This window comes from Paenibacillus spiritus, assembly GCF_008710135.1.
In the GTDB taxonomy this organism is placed as follows: Bacteria; Bacillota; Bacilli; order Paenibacillales; family Paenibacillaceae; genus Paenibacillus_AQ; species Paenibacillus_AQ glufosinatiresistens.
Map to the genome: position 1 here is coordinate 21,658 of NZ_VYKK01000002.1, position 16,174 is coordinate 37,831.

The following is a 16,174-nucleotide window of genomic DNA, read 5'->3' on the forward strand; positions in this document are numbered from 1 at the left end:
GGCCTCTTACTTCTTGATCCAGGCCATCATTTCGCGAAGCTGTCCGCCGGTTACTTCGATCGGGTGAGCGGCTTCGTTGCGGCGGGTTGCCGTCAGGAAGGCGCGGCCCGATTGGTTCTCCAGAATGAAGTCGCGAGCGAACTTGCCCTGCTGAATATCGCTCAGAACGGCCTTCATGGCTTTCTTCGTCTCGTCGGTTACAATGCGCGGGCCGGTTACATAGTCGCCATATTCCGCCGTGTTGCTGATGGAATCGCGCATCTTCGCCATGCCGCCTTCATAAATCAGGTCTACAATCAGTTTCATTTCATGCAGGCACTCAAAGTAAGCCATCTCGGGCGCATAGCCGGCTTCCACCAGCGTCTCGAAGCCCGCTTTGATCAGGGCGGTTACGCCGCCGCACAGTACAGCCTGCTCGCCGAACAGATCTGTCTCGGTCTCTTCGCGGAAGGAAGTCTCGATAACGCCGGCGCGGGTACAACCGATGCCCTTGGCATAAGCAAGACCGATGGCCTTTGCATTGCCCGTAGCGTCCTGCTCGATGGCAATCAGTCCGGGAACGCCAAAACCTTCCTCATAAGTGCGGCGCACCATGTGGCCCGGCGACTTCGGAGCGACCAGCAGCACGTCCGCATCCTTCGGCGCGACAATCTGGCCGAAATGCACGTTGAAGCCGTGCGAGAACATGAGGGCGGCGCCGTTCTTCAGATTCGGTTCAATTTCGTTCTTGTACACAGCGGCCTGGGTTTCGTCAGGCATCAGGATTTGGACAACGTCGGCGCGGGATACCGCTTCGGACACCGGCAGTACTTCGAATCCGTCGTTCTTGGCGGTCTGGAAGGATTTTCCTTCACGCAGGCCGATGATAACCTTGAGTCCGCTGTCGCGCAGGTTCTGCGCCTGGGCGTGGCCCTGGCTGCCATAGCCGATAACCGCAATCGTCTTGCCTTTCAATACGCTCAGATCTGCATCCTGTTCATAGTACGTCGTAACTGCCATTGTCAAAATCCTCCTTTGATTTGGAACCCTGGTAAAGAGCGGGCGCTTCAGAGCCGGGCCCCGCCCGTCCGGAACCCCGCCGAAGTCCGCGTTCCTGCTTCATCGCCGTGTCCCCGGCGACTTGGGCTCTCGGCCCTCAAGCTCCCGCTCTTTGACCAGAAGCCGTATATATTTAGGAATGGAATGATGCCTTGCCTCTTCCTTGCAATGCCGCACAGCAGCAATACGCTAAAGCCGCAGACAGCGACACTCAGCCGTTGCCTCTCATCATGGCCGTAACCCCGGTCCGCGACAGCTCCTTGATGCCGTAAGGCTTCAGCAGCTCGATCATTGCGTCAATCTTCTGGGTATCCCCCACGGCCTGGACGAGCAGGCTCATACTGCCGATGTCGATGACTGATGCCCGGAAGGTCTCGACGACGCCCATGATCTCCGGACGCTGCGGAGGTTCTGCCTTCACCTTGATCAGCGCCAGCTCTCGCGCTACCATCGGTTTGATGCTAAGATCCACAACTTTGATTACGTCAATCAACTTGTAGAGCTGCTTCTCGATCTGTTCCAACGTGTGTTCGTCGCCGATGGTTACGATGACCATCCGGGAGAGTCCGGTCTCTTCCGACTGGCCCACCGTAATGCTCTCGATATTGAAGCCGCGCCGGCCGAACAGACCGGCCACCCGCTGCAGCACACCCGGTTGGTCATTTACCAGAATGGATATGGTCTGCTTCGTCACTGTCTATTCATCCCCCATCAGCATTTGATCGATGGTCGAACCCTGGGTAACCATCGGGTAGACGTTCTCGTCCTTCGAAACGACGAATTCTACCAGCACCGGTCCCGGCGTCTCCATGGCTTCCTGCCACGCCGCCTGCGCTTCTTCTTTGGTTGTAGCCCGAAGCCCCTTGACGCCGTATGCTTCTGCCAGCTTCACAAAGTTCGGGCTGCCGGCGAGGTCGGTATAGCTGTAGCGCTTCTCATAAATCAGGTTCTGCCACTGGCGTACCATGCCAAGCACTTCGTTATTGATGACTACGATCTTTACCGGGATGTTATGAATCGCACAGATCGCAAGTTCCTGGGAACACATTTGCATGCCTCCGTCTCCGTTGATGGAGACTACGAGCCGCTCGGGTTGCGCCATCTGGGCGCCGATCGCCGACGGGAAGCCAAAGCCCATCGTTCCAAGCCCGCCCGAGGTGATCCAGGAACGCGGATGATTGAACTTGTAGTACTGAGCGGCCCACATCTGGTGCTGGCCTACATCCGTCGTGACGATTGCTTCCCCGCGGGTCGTATCATTGATCATCTCAATGACCCATTGGGGCTTCAGCACATGGTCCGAATCGCGGTAGCGAAGCGGATAATCCTGCTTCCACTGCGCAATCTGGGTCCGCCAGGCATCCGCTTGCCCGGCCCGCCCGACTTCGCGGTTCAGCAGTTCCAGCACTGTCTTGACGTCGCCGACGATCGGAATGTCGGGAGCGACGTTCTTGCCGATTTCAGCAGGATCAATATCAATGTGCACAATCTTGGCCTTCGGCGCGAAGCCGTCCAGCTTGCCCGTTACGCGGTCATCGAACCGGGCTCCGATATTAATGAGAAGGTCACAGTTCTGAATGGCGTTGTTCGCCGTATAGGTGCCGTGCATGCCCGGCATTCCCATCCAGAGCTCCTCGGCGCTTGGAAATGCTCCCAGACCCAGCAATGTGGTCGTGATCGGAATCTCCGTCCGCTTGACGAATTCCAGCATTTCTTCATGGGCTCCGGAGTAGATAACGCCGCCGCCCGCGATAATGATCGGCCGCTCGGCTTCGCTTATGGCCCGCACCAGCTTGTCAAGCTGAAGCTTATTCGGAACCGATCGCGGATTATAGCCCCGCAGACTGACACTCGTAACCGGAGTGAACAGCGTCTTCGCCGCCGACACATCCTTCGGGATGTCGATCAGCACCGGGCCTTTGCGGCCGGTTGAAGCAATGTGGAACGCTTCATGGATTACCCGGGGAAGATCCTCAACGCTGCGCACCAGGTAACTGTGCTTTGTGATCGGCATGGTGATGCCGGTAATATCGGCTTCCTGAAAGGCGTCCGTACCGATCAGGCTGGAGAAGACATTCCCTGTGATGACAACCAGCGGTACAGAGTCCATATAGGCTGTAGCGATCCCGGTGACCAGGTTCGTTGCGCCCGGGCCTGAGGTGGCGATACAGACGCCGGTCTTGCCGCTTGCCCTTGCGTATCCGTCGGCGGCGTGAATAGCGCCTTGTTCATGACGGGTCAGCACATGCTTGAAGTCGTCAAAGCCGTACAGCGCATCATAGATATACAAGACGGCGCCGCCCGGATATCCGAATACAGTGTCTACACCTTCCAGCACCAGGCTGCGAAGCAGAATTTCCGATCCCGTAATGACTTCCGGCTCCATCCACTTCTCTTTCAACTGTTCTGTCGATCGCACTTCCGGTATTTGCGCGCTCATCAGTTGTCCTCCTCTCAAAGCTCCGAAATTCTGTCCAACCCGCATTCGCATACAAAAAAGCCTTCCGTCGCCCACAATCGTTCTGACTGTGAGGGACGAAAGGCTTGCGCTTCCGTGGTACCACCCCAATTTGCGTCGCATTTCGCAATGCAGCGCCTCGGCAGGTCAATCCATAATCCATCGATGAGGGCAAATGCCCGATTATGGTTACCCAGGTTCGTAACGTGAACCCTACGATTTCCCCTAATCACTCCGCCATCCGTGCTGCGCGGACTTTTCAGGGAAACAGCTCCGAGGTGAGCTCGTATAAAAGGGGTTAAGGCGGAGGTTTCAGCAGTTCCTCCCGCTCTCTGGTCTCAAGAGCCCTTTAAACTTCGTCCTCTTCATTGCCGTTAAGGAATATCGTGAAAATGTTTAGACACATTATATGATTTCCTTACACGGTTAGTCAATACCGAATTTGACATCTGCATCCGCAGCGCCGCTTCGTGAGAAACACGCTTCTCCCCGCCCGACATATGATGGAACCATAAGGCCTATTAAGGGGGAAGACCGCATGATCCGTTATCGCAGACCCAGACAGGATGACCGGGTAATCTATAGTCTGATTGAGAATCAACTGGTTCCCCTGTCCAATCTGCCTCCGAAGACCCTCGCCCAGATCCGTAAAGACCTGCCCGGACGGCTGAGCCGGGGCGTTACGCTCGTCGCTTGCACCGATTACGAGAGCGATCCGTTCGGTTTTGTCCATTTTCTGCTTCACGGCGAGCTGCTCTATATCGATATGCTGGCTATCGCCCCGTACGCCCAGCGGCGCCGGTGGGGCAATCTGCTCATGGACCGGGCCGAACGGTTCGCATTCTCACGCGGATGCCTGCGCTCCAAGGTGGCTGTCGATGAAGGGAATGAAGGCGGAATTGCCTTTTACCGCAAGCTCGGATATGCCGTTGCCCGCTACTCTCCCCAGTCCCTCAGCTATGAGATGGAGAAGCGCTTGATCTGAGCCGTCCTAAAAAAAACCGTACGGGTATGGCCCTCCGCCGTAGCCGGGACCCGGGCCGTACCCGTGGCCGTAGCCGCCATAGCCGTAAGCATAGGGCGAAACGCCGACCGCCAGCAGGTCGAACAGCACCAGCGGAATAAGCGCCTTCGTTTGCACCTTTTTGCCTGGGGAAGGCTTCAGAACGAGACGATTGCCCGATATGCGCACCAGCTTGCCCGCAACGCGGGTTCCATCTTTGGTAACGGCGACGATGTGCTTGCCGATGAGTTGTCTTACTTGCTGCTTGGTAACCGGATGTGCCATGTCGTTGACCTCCTCAAAATGTGGTTCACCGATAAAGCAGAATATGCAGCCGTCACGGCCGCCGACTGCGCAGATGCCCGCATCAGAAGAGGGATATGCCAAAAAGGCCCCGCTCTCCGCCGAAGCGGAGGCAGGACCTTGGGAAAAAGGGTCGTTCTTTAACGTTTGCCCGGATCGTAAGGCTGGCCCAGCGCCTTAGGCGCTGCGGAACGGCCGACCGCGCTGACCAGTACGATAATCGTCAGCACATAAGGGATCATGTAAATGAATTCCTGCGGAATGTCCTTGGACCATTCGAACAGACCGACATAGTTGCGGATGGCCTGAGAGAAGCCGAAGAAGGCCGCTGCTCCGAAAGCCCCAATCGGGTTCCATTTGCCGAAGATCATCGCCGCGATGGCGATGAAACCTTGACCGGATATGGTGTTATGGGAGAACGTCCCGGTTGTCGTCAGGGTAATCGTCGCTCCGCCCATGCCGGCCAGAATACCGCTGAGCATCACACCGACGTACCGCATCCGGTTCACATTCACACCAAGGGTATCCGCAGCGCTGGGGTGTTCGCCCACGGCGCGGAGACGCAGGCCGAACGGCGTCTTGAAGAGCACCAGATAGACGACGATGACCAGGACAATCGCAATATACGTTGTTGGGTAGGCGTTAAAGATCCCGTTGCCGATTACCGGAATATCCGACAGCCAGGGAATCTGGAGCTTGATGAACCCTTCGTCCAGATAAGGCGTCTCTCCGGCGCCGTCAAAAAGCAGCTTGACCATATACAGCGTGCTGCCGGCGGCCAGGAAGTTGATAACCGTACCGCTTATCGTCTGGTCCGCCTTGAAGGTGATCGACGCAACCGCATGAATGAGGGAGCCGATCATACCGACCAGCATGGCGCACAGCAGACCGATCCATGGAGCCCAGGAACCGTATCCCGCATCCTGCGCATAGTAACCTCCAATGGCTGCGGCGAAGGCGCCGAACGTCATCAAGCCTTCAATCCCGATGTTGACCACACCGGAGCGTTCCGAGAAGATGCCGCCAAGTGCGGCAAATATGAGCGCCGTAGAGAATACCAGCGTCGAATTGAGCATTTGACCCAGTGTCGTAAGATCCATCTAGAGCACCTTCTCTTTCTTGCGCTTGAAATAGAACGGCTTGAGCACCCAGCGCACAATACCTTGGGCGGCAATGAAGAAAATAATCGAACCGATTACGATCCGGATCAGCTCTGGCGGCACGTTGGCGTCAAAGCTCATGCCCGCCGAGCCGTAGGTCAGGGAGCCGTACAGGATGGCAGCCAGGATAACGCCGAACGGATGTGTCAGTCCCAGCAGCGCAACGGCAATCCCGTCAAAGCCATAGCCCGGCGAAGCTGCAAATACCGACTGGTAGTGGAATACGCCCAGTACCTCGCCTGCGCCGGCAAGCCCGGCGAACACGCCCGCGATGAACATCGACTTCATCACGTTCCGGCCTACGTTCATGCCGGCATACTCGGCGGCATGCGGGTTGAAACCGACCGCGCGCATTTCGTAGCCCTGCTTCGACTTCCAGAGGTACACGTAGAAGAATACGGCACAGCCCAGAGCAAGGACCGTTCCCCAATGCAGACGCGCATTGTCGAACAGGTCATTCAGGAATGACATCGACATCGAGGCCGGAATGTCCTCGGACCGGTTCTGTCCCTTCAGAAGCACAAAGGTTCGGATCAGGTAATTCGACAGAAAGAGTGCAATCCAGTTCATCATAATCGTCGTGATAACTTCGTTGATGCCCCGTTTGGCTTTCAGGAAGCCAGCGACTCCTGCCCAGAGGCCTCCGAAGAGACCGGCGCCGATAATAGCCAGGGGAACCAGCAGGAAGGACGGCAGACTACCGAACTTGATGCCGATTAGCGATGCGGCGGTCATGCCGATCAGAACCTGACCATCCGCACCGATGTTGAACAGCCCGGAACGAAAAGCGAATGCGACAGACAAGCCGGTCAGCATCAGCGGCGTCATTTCGCGAATCGCTTCGCCAAAGTTATAGGCGCTGCCAAAATCGTGCTTGATAAGCGCTCCGTATGCCGTGATCGGATTATAGCCGCCGATCAGCATGACGATGGCGCCTACCAGGAGGCCCATAATAATGGCAACCAGCGGCACGATATAGCTGTCGCTTGCAAATATTTTCTTAAGCTTATACACCCGTTGTTCCTCCCCGCTTCAGGCTGCCCGCCATCATCAGACCGAGCTCCTGATCGTTCGTATCCTGCGGAAGCACATCGCCGACAATCTGTCCCTCATAGATGACGGCGATCCGGTCCGATACGTTCATAATCTCATCCAGTTCGAACGAAATGAGCAGCACCGCCTTGCCTTTGTCGCGTTGGGCGATGAGCTGCTTCTGGACGAATTCGATAGCTCCCACGTCCAAGCCGCGGGTCGGCTGGGCGGCAATCAACAGAATCGGGTCTTTGTCTATTTCCCGAGCAATAATCGCCTTCTGCTGGTTCCCCCCCGACAAGGAGCGGGCCTTCGTCTCAATGGATGGCGTACGAACGTCAAAACCCTTGACAAGTTTCTCCGCATATTCGTCAATTACGTTCTTGTCCAGAAATCCGTTCTTGTTGTACGGACGCTTATAATACGTCTCCAGCACCATATTCTCGCTGATTGAGAAGTCGAGGACCAGACCGTGCTTGTGCCGGTCTTCCGGAATATGCGACACATTCATCTCGGTTACCTTGCGCGGCAGCAGGTTGGCGATTTCGGTGCCCGAGACCTGAATGGAGCCGGAATCAATTTTGCGCAGACCGGTGATCGCCTGAATGAGTTCGCTCTGTCCGTTCCCATCTACGCCGGCAATCCCCAGAATTTCTCCCGCCTTGACTTCAAAGGTCAGGTTGTTGAGTACGGAGATGCCATCCTTGTTCTTGCTGTTGACATTCTCCACCTTCAGAATCGTCTCCCCGATTACCGGCGGCTTCTTGTCCACCTTGAACGTAACTCCGCGTCCGACCATCTTCTCGGCCAGCTCATTCGGATTGGTCTCGGAGGTCGTGACCGTATCGATAACCTTGCCGCGGCGGATGATCGTCACGCGGTCGGAAATTGTCATGATTTCTTTGAGTTTGTGCGTAATTAGGATGATGGATTTGCCTTCGGCTACGAGCCGCTTCATAATCGCCATCAGCTCGCTGATTTCCTGCGGAGTCAACACGGCGGTCGGCTCGTCAAATATAAGGATATCCGCGCCGCGGTACAGCGTCTTCATAATCTCCACACGCTGCTGCATGCCCACCGATATATCGTGGATCCGGGCGTGAGGGTCCACTTGAAGACCATACTGTTCGGATAGCTTCCTTACCTGTTCGACGGCGGATTTATAGTCGATTTTAATGCCGTTCCTCGGTTCCATTCCAAGAATGATGTTCTCGGTGACCGTGAACGGTTCTACAAGCTTGAAATGCTGGTGAACCATGCCGATGCCGAGTTCTATTGCCTTATTAGGGCTGTCGATAACAACCGGTTTCCCGTCGATTTCGATGCTGCCTTCGTCGGGTTGATAGAGCCCGAACACGATATTCATCAGGGTTGATTTGCCAGCGCCATTCTCCCCCAAAAGGGCATGAATCTCCCCTTTCTCCAGAGTCAGGCTGATGGAGTCGTTCGCGACGATACCGGGAAAGCGTTTTGTGATTTGCTTCAACTCTACGACAGGAGCCGCAGCACTCATGGAATCACCCTCATTACAGAATAATAAATCTGAACCGGCAGACACAGACAGCGATCTACCGTCCCCGATAAGGACGGCAGTCGTTGCCTGAATCCGGCTTGAACCAAGAACAAGGCCAGCTATATAACCGGCCTTAGTTCTGTTAAATCCGTATTTATTTGTTGATTCTGACAGCAGTTCCTGGGATTATTCCGTCGGCACTGTGATGGAGCCGTCCACAATCTTCTGCTTGTACTCGTCAACCTTCTTCAGAATGTCTTCCGACACATTGGCTTTCGAGGTTTCCGGCAGACCTACGCCGTCATCTTTCAGACCGAGAACCGTAGTCGTACCGCCCTTGAACGTACCGTCAATTACCTGCTGGGATACATTCTTCACCGCTACGTCTACGCGTTTCATCATGGAAGTCAGCGTTACGTCATCGCCGAATTCCAGCGATTGGTCCTTGTCCACGCCGATAACCCACAGCTTCGTGCTGCCGCCTGCTTTGTTGCGGGCTTTGGCTTCGTTGAACACGCCGTTGCCGGTTGCGCCGGCAGCCGGGAAGATAATGTCGTTGCCTGCATCATACAGGGTAGCAGCGATGGACTTGCCGATATCCGGCTTGTCATACGCGCCGGCATACATAACTTTCACAGTTGCGCTAGGGTTAACCGCCTGTACACCCGCTTTGAAGCCTACTTCAAAACGCTTGATTACCGGGCTCTCCATGCCGCCGATGAATCCGACCTTATTGGTCTTTGTCGTCAGACCGGCAACCACGCCTACCAGGAACGAGCCTTCGTTCTCGGCGAAGGTTACGGATTCCACGTTCGGAGCGTCAACGACGCTGTCGATGATCGCCAGCTTGGAGTCCGGGTTGGCGTCGGCAACCTTCTTCAGCGCGTCGCCAAGGTCGAAGCCGATGCCCCAAGTCAGGCTGTATTTATCTCTTACGAACTGGCTCAGATTCGGCTCGTAGTCGGCATTCGACTTACTCTGCAGGTACTGAACCTTGACGCCCTTCTCTTTCTCCAGCGCTTGCAGCGCTTCCCATGCAGACTGATTGAACGACTTGTCGTTAACGCCGCCCACGTCCGTTACCATGCCGACTTTGACGTCGGATGCAGCCGGAGCACCGCTGTCCGTGGCCGGAGCCGCAGAAGCTCCAGCGCTTGGCGCCGTGCTTGCGCTTGCGTTTTTGCCGCCGTTATTCGCGTTGTTATTGTTGTTGCCGCAACCGGCCAGAATCACAACGAACGCAAGCAGCATAACGAGAGACAGCTTGGATACTTTTTTCATTGATCGGAATCCCCCTAACAAATTTGGATGTCATCTGTTATATACTTTGGACATGCCATTGCAACAAATTATACCTTCAACCCTAGGTAAAATCCAGCCTGTAAATGACCTGAGGTTAATAAAAATTTGTATTTTCGCTCGAGAAAACGCTTAACCTGTCATAATGCGTCATTTTTCATTCCGAGCATTGTCAATAATGCGTTTTGCTGCCGATTGGTCTCCTCCGCCATCGGAGCCCGTGAACGGTGTTAGTATTGCACATCCGCCCGCGTTCTATTAAAATATAGGCTTATTATTGAGCGAATCACGAAAGGAAATGACTGTATATGAACGAAGCGCAATCCATGTCGGAGACGCCTCAGCCCAAGTTCTGCCGCGAATCCCGGGTGTTCAAGACCGGGCGCGTCTTTCCCAATGACGTCAATAACCATAAAACACTGTTCGGAGGCAAACTGATGAGCAACATGGATGAAGTGGCCTCCATTTCAGCCATGCGGCACTGCCGGCACAATGTGGTCACCGCTTCAACCGACTCGGTTGATTTTCTGCTTCCGATCCGTCCCAGCGATTCCGTCTGCTTCGAGTCCTTTGTCTCCTCCACCGGCCGCACCAGCATCGAAGTCTTCGTCAAGGTAATTTCGGAGCATCTCTATACCGGCGAACGGGCGGTTGCGGCCACCGCGTTTCTGACCTTTGTCGCCGTGTCCCCCGATGGCACCCCTGTTGCCGTTCCGCCCGTTGTACCGGAGACAGTAGAAGAGAAGCTCATCAGCGAATCCGCCAAGGAACGCAATGAACTTCGCCGGGTCCGGCGTTCGGCCAGCAAAGCCCTTGCCGCGAAGCTCTCCGCCACCAAGTACTGGGAATAGGTTCGAGTTCCATCGCTTCATCTAATATATCCACCCAGCAAAAAAGCACCGCATCGCGGATTACCCGCAGGCGGTGCTTTTCAATTCACACGTGCTGATTAGGCGTTAATCTTCTCTTTGGCTACCGTAGCCAGGGAGTTGAATGCGCCGATGTCGTTAACGGCCAGGTCGGCCAGCATCTTGCGGTTGATATCCACTCCGGCCAACTTCAGGCCATGAACCATCTTGCTGTAGGACAGACCGTTCTGGCGGGCGGCCGCATTGATGCGGACGATCCAGAGCTTGCGGAAGTTGCGCTTCGTCTGACGACGATCGCGGTAAGCATACAGTCTGGACTTCATGACCTGTTCTTTTGCGGTCTTGAAGAGACGATGTTTGGAACCGAAGTAACCCTTTGCCAGTTTCAGTACTTTTTTATGTTTACGACGAACTACTACGCCGCCTTTAACTCTTGCCATTATAATAAACCTCCCAATAAGTTGTGTTAGTCAGCGAATGCGCTATTTCAGGTTAGCGAGACCCTGTTTCAGACGTCTTACATCCCCCGGAGCCATCTCAGGGTTCGTTCCCAGAACGCGCTTGGCACGCTTCGACTTATGGGACAACAGGTGGTTCTTGTAAGCTTTGTAGCGGGTCACTTTACCGGTTCCGGTAATCTTGAAGCGGCCTTTCAGGCTGCTGTGCGTTTTCATCTTAGGCATGGTGTTTCCTCCTTAAAAATGTGTGAACCTGTATTCAGATTCCTGTAATGCTAATTAATTTAAGCCTTGGGGGCCAAAATCATAATCATGCTGCGTCCTTCCAGCTTCGGCTGACGCTCTACCGTGGAGATTTCGGCGGTCTCTGCCTTCACACGCTCCAGAATCTTCTGGCCGATGTTGGCATGGGCAATTTCACGGCCGCGGAAGCGGACGGAACATTTAACCTTATCGCCCTCACCCAGGAACTTGATGACATTGCGGAATTTGGTCTGAAAATCATGTTCCTCAATGTTGGAACGGAACCATACTTCCTTGATGTCCACGATCTTCTGATTCTTGCGGGCTTCCTTGTCCTTCTTCTGCTGTTCATAGCGGAACTTTCCGTAGTCCATGATACGGCATACAGGCGGCTTGGCCTGCGGGGCAACATTGACCAGATCCAGGTTGAGATCAGCGGCCATCTGCAGCGCTTCACGAATCGGCTTAATGCCGATCTGCTCGCCTTCCGCCCCAACCAAACGAACTTCCTTCGCACGAATCTCGTCATTGATCATGTGTTCCTTACTAATAACTCTCCACCTCCGGGTTCTGTCTGAATCTTCATCATTAAAAACGGGGTGCCGGAAATCCCCGACACCCCGTTTGATCAACGTTCATGAATTGGACATTCATAAGCATTGAGATCAAAACCAGTCGGCAGCGCCGATCAGGTGAGAAGCCGGTTGCTTCTGCTTGCAATCTCTTGCGTTTAGCACACTCAAATAATATACAGCAAATCAGCGCTCTATGTCAACCCTGAAATCCAATTAAGCACCGATTCGTTTAGCCCTGCTTGCTCTGCACTTCTTCCAGCCGGACGACGCGGGTATGCTTCGTATGGCTCCACTGCTTGTTGTTCTGGGTGAAGAAAGCATAGAACGTAATCGGATACCAAGACAGCAGATAAATCGGGAACAGCAGCATGTAGGCATATACTTTGCGCGATTTCACTTTCTCCAGAATCATCGACACGAAGAAGGTAAAGACATTGGCGATAATCGCCACGTAGCTGAGCCATAGCGGCAGGTGGCCGTACAGGTTGGCGATATGCGGACCGCCCAGCAGCGCATTGTCGATCCAGATCACCGCAGTCAGCAGGAATGTGAACAGAACGATGTACACGTTCAGCCCGTACAGCGCCAGATCGAACTTGGTCAGGCTGCGCTGCTTGATGCTCTGCCAGATCAGCGGGAAGAAATAGCGGCGGGCAACAGTGAAGTGCCCCTGCATCCAGCGGAGCCGCTGCCGGGAAGAAGCCTTGAAGGTGAGCGGCTTCTCATCGAATACTTTGGCATCGTAATTGAACTTCGGATAGACGCCCTTGGAGGCGCTGCGCATGGTGAACTCCAGGTCCTCCACGAGACTGGTCGCTCCCCAGCCCATTTCCTTCAGAAGGTTGGTCTCAAAACACATGCCCGTCCCGCCCAGGAAGTTCGCCATTCCGAGATTGTGGCGGGAGAGTTGCCACAGACGGTTGATATACCAATAAGAGATGCCGTAAGCAGCCGTAATCCAGGAATCCTCCGGATTCTTGGTGTCGATATAGCCCTGAATAACCTTCGCTCCTCCGCAGAGATCGTTGTTCATCTCCAGAAGAAAATCCGGGTGCGCCAGATTGTCGGCGTCGAACATAACGACGGCGTCATACTGGCGAGGCATCGCCCACAGCTCCTTGAGCATCCACTCGATTGCATAGCCTTTGCCCCGCTGATGGGGGTTCGTCCGAACACAGGCATTCATGCCGTGCTCCCGGACAATACGCGCCGTACCATCTGTACAATTATCGCAAATCACAAATACGTCGTAGAGTTCCGCAGGATAATTGAGCTGTTTCAGATTCTCCATGAGCGCCCCGACCACCTGCTCCTCGTTGTGGGCGGCTACAAGCACCGCAAACGACTTGTCCGGAACAGCAAGCGCTTTTTTCTCTATTTTGCGCAGGCCGAACAGGGAGAAAGCAAACTGGTACACGGCGATCAATGCCAAGAGGATCTGTAGCGTTACGAATACTGCGTCTAGCATGGTTGGTTAATGCCCCCTTTTGGTTGCCTTCAGGCTTCTGTTTGTGTGTCGCCTGAACCGGCAGTTGTAATCATGACCCGTTCCTGATATTCTCGGCGGCCGTCAGCCATTTTACTCATTCTCCTATAAACGCCTCCGCGCCGCTTGAATCATTGTAAGACCTAACGTTCCTTAAGTCAAAACTGTCAATCTTCGCCCAAAATCGACCTTCTCCTTGAAATCCCAGGGCTGAAAAACGTATGATGAGGGTACCGTCAGAACTTGATTTGATTACTTGGAAACAGGTGGAACCCATTGCGCAAACAACGTATTCTTATATTTTCGGAAGGCTTTGGAGCCGGCCATACCCAAGCGGCTTACGCCCTTTCCAGCAGCCTGCGCCGGCTTTCGCCGAACCTGCAGACCCGGGTGCTGGAGCTCGGAAACTTTCTGAATCCGAAAGTGGCTCCGCTGATTATTTCGGCCTACCGCAAAACGGTCATGACGCAGCCCAAGCTGATGGGTTATGTATACAGACACCAAAAATCGTTCAATCGTCTTACCACGCTTGCCCTGCACCGGATTTTTTATACGCATGCCAAAAATATCGTGCAGCAGCTTCGTCCCGACGTAATTGTCTGCACCCATTTTATACCGAGCGCCGTGATTTCCCGGCTCAAGCGCCTGGACCCGTCGCTCAAGACGCCGCTGTGCACGGTTATTACCGATTACGACGCCCACGCCACCTGGATCAGCCGGGAGGTTGACCGCTATCTGGTCTCGACCCCGGAGGTCAAGGCCAAGCTGCGGCTTCGGGGCATTTCGGCTTCCAAAATCCGGGTGACGGGAATTCCCGTCCATCCTAACTTCTGGGAGCATCCCGGCAAAGAGGAAATCCGGGAACGCTTCGGACTCCGGGATATGCCGACCGTCATGGTCATGGGCGGAGGCTGGGGAATGATGAACGACGAAGTCGTCAACAATTATCTGGCCGATTGGGGAGAACGGGTGCAGATTCTTTTCTGCCTCGGACACAACCAGCAGCTGCTCCACGAGATGAAGGCTGACCCCCGGTTCAACCGGCCCAACATTTCGCTGATCGGGTTCACCAAAGAAATCGACAAGCTGATGGAAATATCGGACCTGCTGATTACCAAACCGGGTGGAATGACCTGCAGCGAAGGACTGGCCAAAGGCATCCCGATGCTGTTTCACCATCCGCTTCCGGGACAGGAAGAAGAGAACTGCCGGTATTTCACCGCCGCCGGACTCGGAGAACCGATTACTTCCCTGGAGGTGGTCGGGGCCTGGATGAAGCGGGTAGCCGAAGATACGGACAACGTCCGGTCCGCCCGCCAGGAACAGCTCGCTGGCATCGCCCGCTACCATCCTCTTCAGAGCGCCCAGAGCATTCTGGAGCTTCTCCGGGGCCAGGAAGAGAACCCGCTGACCCAGGCGCCTAGATAGTCCCGGGCCCCCAGCCCTATATTGTGCTACAGCAAATACGCCCCCGCGCCTGTCGTTATCGGCAGACGCGGGGGCGTATTATTGGAATAGGATGGGCGGACAGAAGGCTACAGCCGATATTTCGACAGACGCCCGGCCCGGTAGGCTTCAAGCGCTTCTTCGCCCACGATGGCCTCGCAGCGGTGGATGCGCATGCCCTGGCCGACAAACTTGGTCTCATATTCGGTCATCACATGCTCTTCATTGATCCCGCCGGCATGCAGATCCAGCGATAGGTTCGTCATCTGGAGACCGTAATCGGCGAAGGCGTTCAGCGAGAATTCAAACAGGCTGACCGAGTCGGTCTTCAGATGGATTTCGCCCCGGCCGTTCAGCAGACCGCGGTACTTGTCGAGAAACCGCGGATGGGTTAGGCGACGGCGCGCGTGCTTGCTCTTGGGCCACGGGTCGCTGAAATTGAGATAGATCCGCTCCAGCTCTCCGGGAGCAAAGACTTCCTCTGCGTATTCGATATTGGCCAGCGCAAGACGCAGGTTCGCCGGGTTCTCTTCCCCGAGCGTTTCATGCGCCGCTCTAGCCTTCTCCGCGCCGCGGCGGAGCAGTTCGTCGTACATATCCACGCCAATAAAGTTGATATCCGGGTATTTCACGCTCATTTGGCTGATGAACTGACCCTTGCCCATGCCGAATTCCACATGAATGGGACGGTCATTGCCGAACAGCTCATGCCATTTGCCTTTATAATTGCGCGGCTCCAGTACGACCAGATCGGTCTGGCGTTCCAGGCTTTCACGTATTCCTTTTCTTCCGCGTAGACGCATGCTTTCTCCTCGCTTTGCTCTAAAGGTTGCCGATAGTATATTCTGCCGAACTTGCCGCCAAAAGTAAAGAGAAATTCAATTCGGCCCACATACAAAAAAAGGAACCGCCTGCGCCGTCAGGCGCCGGAGATTCCCTTCTGCAGGCTATAACGTTTAACGCGACTCGGCGTTAAAATCAAATGTCTTCTCGAAGGCGTTGCGGATCTTCCGCTGCGCTTCAATCTTAATGCGGGGGTTGCCTTTGAATTCCACTCCGGTCAGCGCGAGCGCTTCGTCGGGAGTCAGCTGGACATCGATCGGGCCTTTGGCCGTCGGATTCGCCATCTGCATGTTCATCGTTATCACCTCTCGGGTTTAGGTTGGGCACAGAGACTGAAATTTATGAATACCGGAATCGGGAAACGGTGATAAAAAACAGTGCCTTCTTACAGTTCAAATATAACACGGCGTGTAAGTAACTTCAAGACATTTTAAAGCGTTTTCAACAC

General features: G+C 54.8%; 17 protein-coding genes and 1 other annotated feature. Of the genes, 3 read left to right on the top strand and 14 right to left on the bottom strand.

Going from position 1 to position 16,174, the window contains the following annotated elements:
* Nucleotides 1-6: 6 nt before the first annotated feature.
* The 3 genes from ilvC to ilvB form a co-directional block, all read right to left on the bottom strand.
* Entirely contained in the window at nucleotides 7-999 is a 993-nt protein-coding gene (gene ilvC, locus F4V43_RS00885) for a ketol-acid reductoisomerase (protein WP_150456344.1), read from the bottom strand.
* 250 nt (nucleotides 1,000-1,249) lie between these two features.
* Entirely contained in the window at nucleotides 1,250-1,732 is a 483-nt protein-coding gene (gene ilvN / locus F4V43_RS00890; protein ID WP_150456345.1) for an acetolactate synthase small subunit, read from the bottom strand.
* Between the two features lie 3 nt (nucleotides 1,733-1,735).
* On the bottom strand, nucleotides 1,736-3,478 hold the full coding sequence (ilvB, locus tag F4V43_RS00895; protein ID WP_150456346.1) for a biosynthetic-type acetolactate synthase large subunit: 1,743 nt from the start codon (nucleotides 3,476-3,478) through the stop codon (nucleotides 1,736-1,738).
* 556 nt (nucleotides 3,479-4,034) lie between these two features.
* On the opposite strand from ilvB, the gene F4V43_RS00900 reads away from it, so the two are divergent.
* Nucleotides 4,035-4,481 (top strand): GNAT family N-acetyltransferase, encoded by a 447-nt coding sequence (locus tag F4V43_RS00900; RefSeq protein ID WP_150456347.1) that lies wholly within the window; start codon nucleotides 4,035-4,037, stop codon nucleotides 4,479-4,481.
* A gap of 6 nt (nucleotides 4,482-4,487) precedes the next feature.
* Here F4V43_RS00900 and F4V43_RS00905 read toward each other — a convergent pair whose 3' ends face one another.
* From F4V43_RS00905 to F4V43_RS00925, 5 genes are all read right to left on the bottom strand, one after another.
* Nucleotides 4,488-4,784, bottom strand: a complete 297-nt coding sequence (locus tag F4V43_RS00905; RefSeq protein WP_150456348.1) for a hypothetical protein — start codon at nucleotides 4,782-4,784, stop codon at nucleotides 4,488-4,490.
* A 158-nt stretch (nucleotides 4,785-4,942) separates the two neighbouring features.
* On the bottom strand, nucleotides 4,943-5,902 hold the full coding sequence (locus tag F4V43_RS00910; protein ID WP_150456349.1) for an ABC transporter permease: 960 nt from the start codon (nucleotides 5,900-5,902) through the stop codon (nucleotides 4,943-4,945).
* Nucleotides 5,903-6,976: an ABC transporter permease gene (locus tag F4V43_RS00915; RefSeq protein ID WP_150456350.1), complete on the bottom strand. Its 1,074-nt coding sequence runs from the start codon at nucleotides 6,974-6,976 to the stop codon at nucleotides 5,903-5,905. It lies immediately after the preceding gene.
* Nucleotides 6,969-8,507 carry an ABC transporter ATP-binding protein gene (locus F4V43_RS00920; protein ID WP_150456351.1) on the bottom strand — a complete coding sequence of 513 codons (1,539 nt, stop codon included), beginning with the start codon at nucleotides 8,505-8,507 and terminating at the stop codon, nucleotides 6,969-6,971. Before F4V43_RS00920 ends, F4V43_RS00915 begins: the two co-directional genes overlap by 8 nt.
* A gap of 186 nt (nucleotides 8,508-8,693) precedes the next feature.
* Entirely contained in the window at nucleotides 8,694-9,788 is a 1,095-nt protein-coding gene (locus F4V43_RS00925) for a BMP family protein (RefSeq protein ID WP_150456352.1), read from the bottom strand.
* Nucleotides 9,789-10,114: 326 nt separating this feature from the next.
* On the opposite strand from F4V43_RS00925, the gene F4V43_RS00930 reads away from it, so the two are divergent.
* Nucleotides 10,115-10,657 (top strand): acyl-CoA thioesterase, encoded by a 543-nt coding sequence (locus tag F4V43_RS00930; protein WP_223879731.1) that lies wholly within the window; start codon nucleotides 10,115-10,117, stop codon nucleotides 10,655-10,657.
* A gap of 98 nt (nucleotides 10,658-10,755) precedes the next feature.
* Here the strand turns inward: F4V43_RS00930 and rplT are convergent, their stop codons facing one another.
* The 4 genes from rplT to F4V43_RS00950 all read right to left on the bottom strand — a co-directional run bounded on the left by rplT (nucleotide 10,756) and on the right by F4V43_RS00950 (nucleotide 13,419).
* Nucleotides 10,756-11,115 (bottom strand): 50S ribosomal protein L20, encoded by a 360-nt coding sequence (rplT, locus tag F4V43_RS00935; protein WP_150456353.1) that lies wholly within the window; start codon nucleotides 11,113-11,115, stop codon nucleotides 10,756-10,758.
* Nucleotides 11,116-11,157: 42 nt separating this feature from the next.
* The gene (gene rpmI, locus F4V43_RS00940; protein WP_025692214.1) at nucleotides 11,158-11,358 is read right to left on the bottom strand and encodes a 50S ribosomal protein L35; all 201 of its coding nucleotides are present in this window, start codon (nucleotides 11,356-11,358) and stop codon (nucleotides 11,158-11,160) included.
* 59 nt (nucleotides 11,359-11,417) lie between these two features.
* On the bottom strand, nucleotides 11,418-11,912 hold the full coding sequence (gene infC / locus F4V43_RS00945) for a translation initiation factor IF-3 (protein WP_150456354.1): 495 nt from the start codon (nucleotides 11,910-11,912) through the stop codon (nucleotides 11,418-11,420).
* Between the two features lie 46 nt (nucleotides 11,913-11,958).
* Nucleotides 11,959-12,098, bottom strand: a sequence feature (ribosomal protein L20 leader region).
* An 82-nt stretch (nucleotides 12,099-12,180) separates the two neighbouring features.
* A complete protein-coding gene (locus F4V43_RS00950) occupies nucleotides 12,181-13,419 on the bottom strand; it encodes a glycosyltransferase family 2 protein (RefSeq protein ID WP_150456355.1) in 1,239 nt (412 codons plus the stop codon).
* 294 nt (nucleotides 13,420-13,713) lie between these two features.
* On the opposite strand from F4V43_RS00950, the gene F4V43_RS00955 reads away from it, so the two are divergent.
* Nucleotides 13,714-14,865, top strand: coding sequence for an MGDG synthase family glycosyltransferase (locus F4V43_RS00955; RefSeq protein WP_150456356.1), 1,152 nt, complete (start codon nucleotides 13,714-13,716; stop codon nucleotides 14,863-14,865).
* 107 nt (nucleotides 14,866-14,972) lie between these two features.
* Here the strand turns inward: F4V43_RS00955 and trmB are convergent, their stop codons facing one another.
* Both trmB and F4V43_RS00965 read right to left on the bottom strand, forming a co-directional pair.
* Nucleotides 14,973-15,686 carry a tRNA (guanosine(46)-N7)-methyltransferase TrmB gene (gene trmB, locus F4V43_RS00960; RefSeq protein ID WP_150456357.1) on the bottom strand — a complete coding sequence of 238 codons (714 nt, stop codon included), beginning with the start codon at nucleotides 15,684-15,686 and terminating at the stop codon, nucleotides 14,973-14,975.
* 153 nt (nucleotides 15,687-15,839) lie between these two features.
* Entirely contained in the window at nucleotides 15,840-16,022 is a 183-nt protein-coding gene (locus tag F4V43_RS00965) for a hypothetical protein (protein WP_150456359.1), read from the bottom strand.
* Nucleotides 16,023-16,174 lie beyond the last annotated feature (152 nt).

What these genes read in the sequence shown, in the direction of transcription:
- F4V43_RS00910 (WP_150456349.1), bottom strand. Translation starts at nt 5,902, where the DNA reads ATGGATCTTACGACACTGGGTCAAATGCTCAATTCGACGCTGGTATTC.
- F4V43_RS00950 (WP_150456355.1), bottom strand. Translation starts at nt 13,419, where the DNA reads ATGCTAGACGCAGTATTCGTAACGCTACAGATCCTCTTGGCATTGATC.
- F4V43_RS00925 (WP_150456352.1), bottom strand. Translation starts at nt 9,788, where the DNA reads ATGAAAAAAGTATCCAAGCTGTCTCTCGTTATGCTGCTTGCGTTCGTT.
- F4V43_RS00965 (WP_150456359.1), bottom strand. Translation starts at nt 16,022, where the DNA reads ATGAACATGCAGATGGCGAATCCGACGGCCAAAGGCCCGATCGATGTC.
- ilvB (WP_150456346.1), bottom strand. Translation starts at nt 3,478, where the DNA reads ATGAGCGCGCAAATACCGGAAGTGCGATCGACAGAACAGTTGAAAGAG.
- F4V43_RS00930 (WP_223879731.1), top strand. Translation starts at nt 10,115, where the DNA reads ATGAACGAAGCGCAATCCATGTCGGAGACGCCTCAGCCCAAGTTCTGC.
- F4V43_RS00900 (WP_150456347.1), top strand. Translation starts at nt 4,035, where the DNA reads ATGATCCGTTATCGCAGACCCAGACAGGATGACCGGGTAATCTATAGT.
- rplT (WP_150456353.1), bottom strand. Translation starts at nt 11,115, where the DNA reads ATGGCAAGAGTTAAAGGCGGCGTAGTAGTTCGTCGTAAACATAAAAAA.
- trmB (WP_150456357.1), bottom strand. Translation starts at nt 15,686, where the DNA reads ATGCGTCTACGCGGAAGAAAAGGAATACGTGAAAGCCTGGAACGCCAG.
- infC (WP_150456354.1), bottom strand. Translation starts at nt 11,912, where the DNA reads ATGATCAATGACGAGATTCGTGCGAAGGAAGTTCGTTTGGTTGGGGCG.
- ilvC (WP_150456344.1), bottom strand. Translation starts at nt 999, where the DNA reads ATGGCAGTTACGACGTACTATGAACAGGATGCAGATCTGAGCGTATTG.
- F4V43_RS00905 (WP_150456348.1), bottom strand. Translation starts at nt 4,784, where the DNA reads ATGGCACATCCGGTTACCAAGCAGCAAGTAAGACAACTCATCGGCAAG.
- F4V43_RS00920 (WP_150456351.1), bottom strand. Translation starts at nt 8,507, where the DNA reads ATGAGTGCTGCGGCTCCTGTCGTAGAGTTGAAGCAAATCACAAAACGC.
- rpmI (WP_025692214.1), bottom strand. Translation starts at nt 11,358, where the DNA reads ATGCCTAAGATGAAAACGCACAGCAGCCTGAAAGGCCGCTTCAAGATT.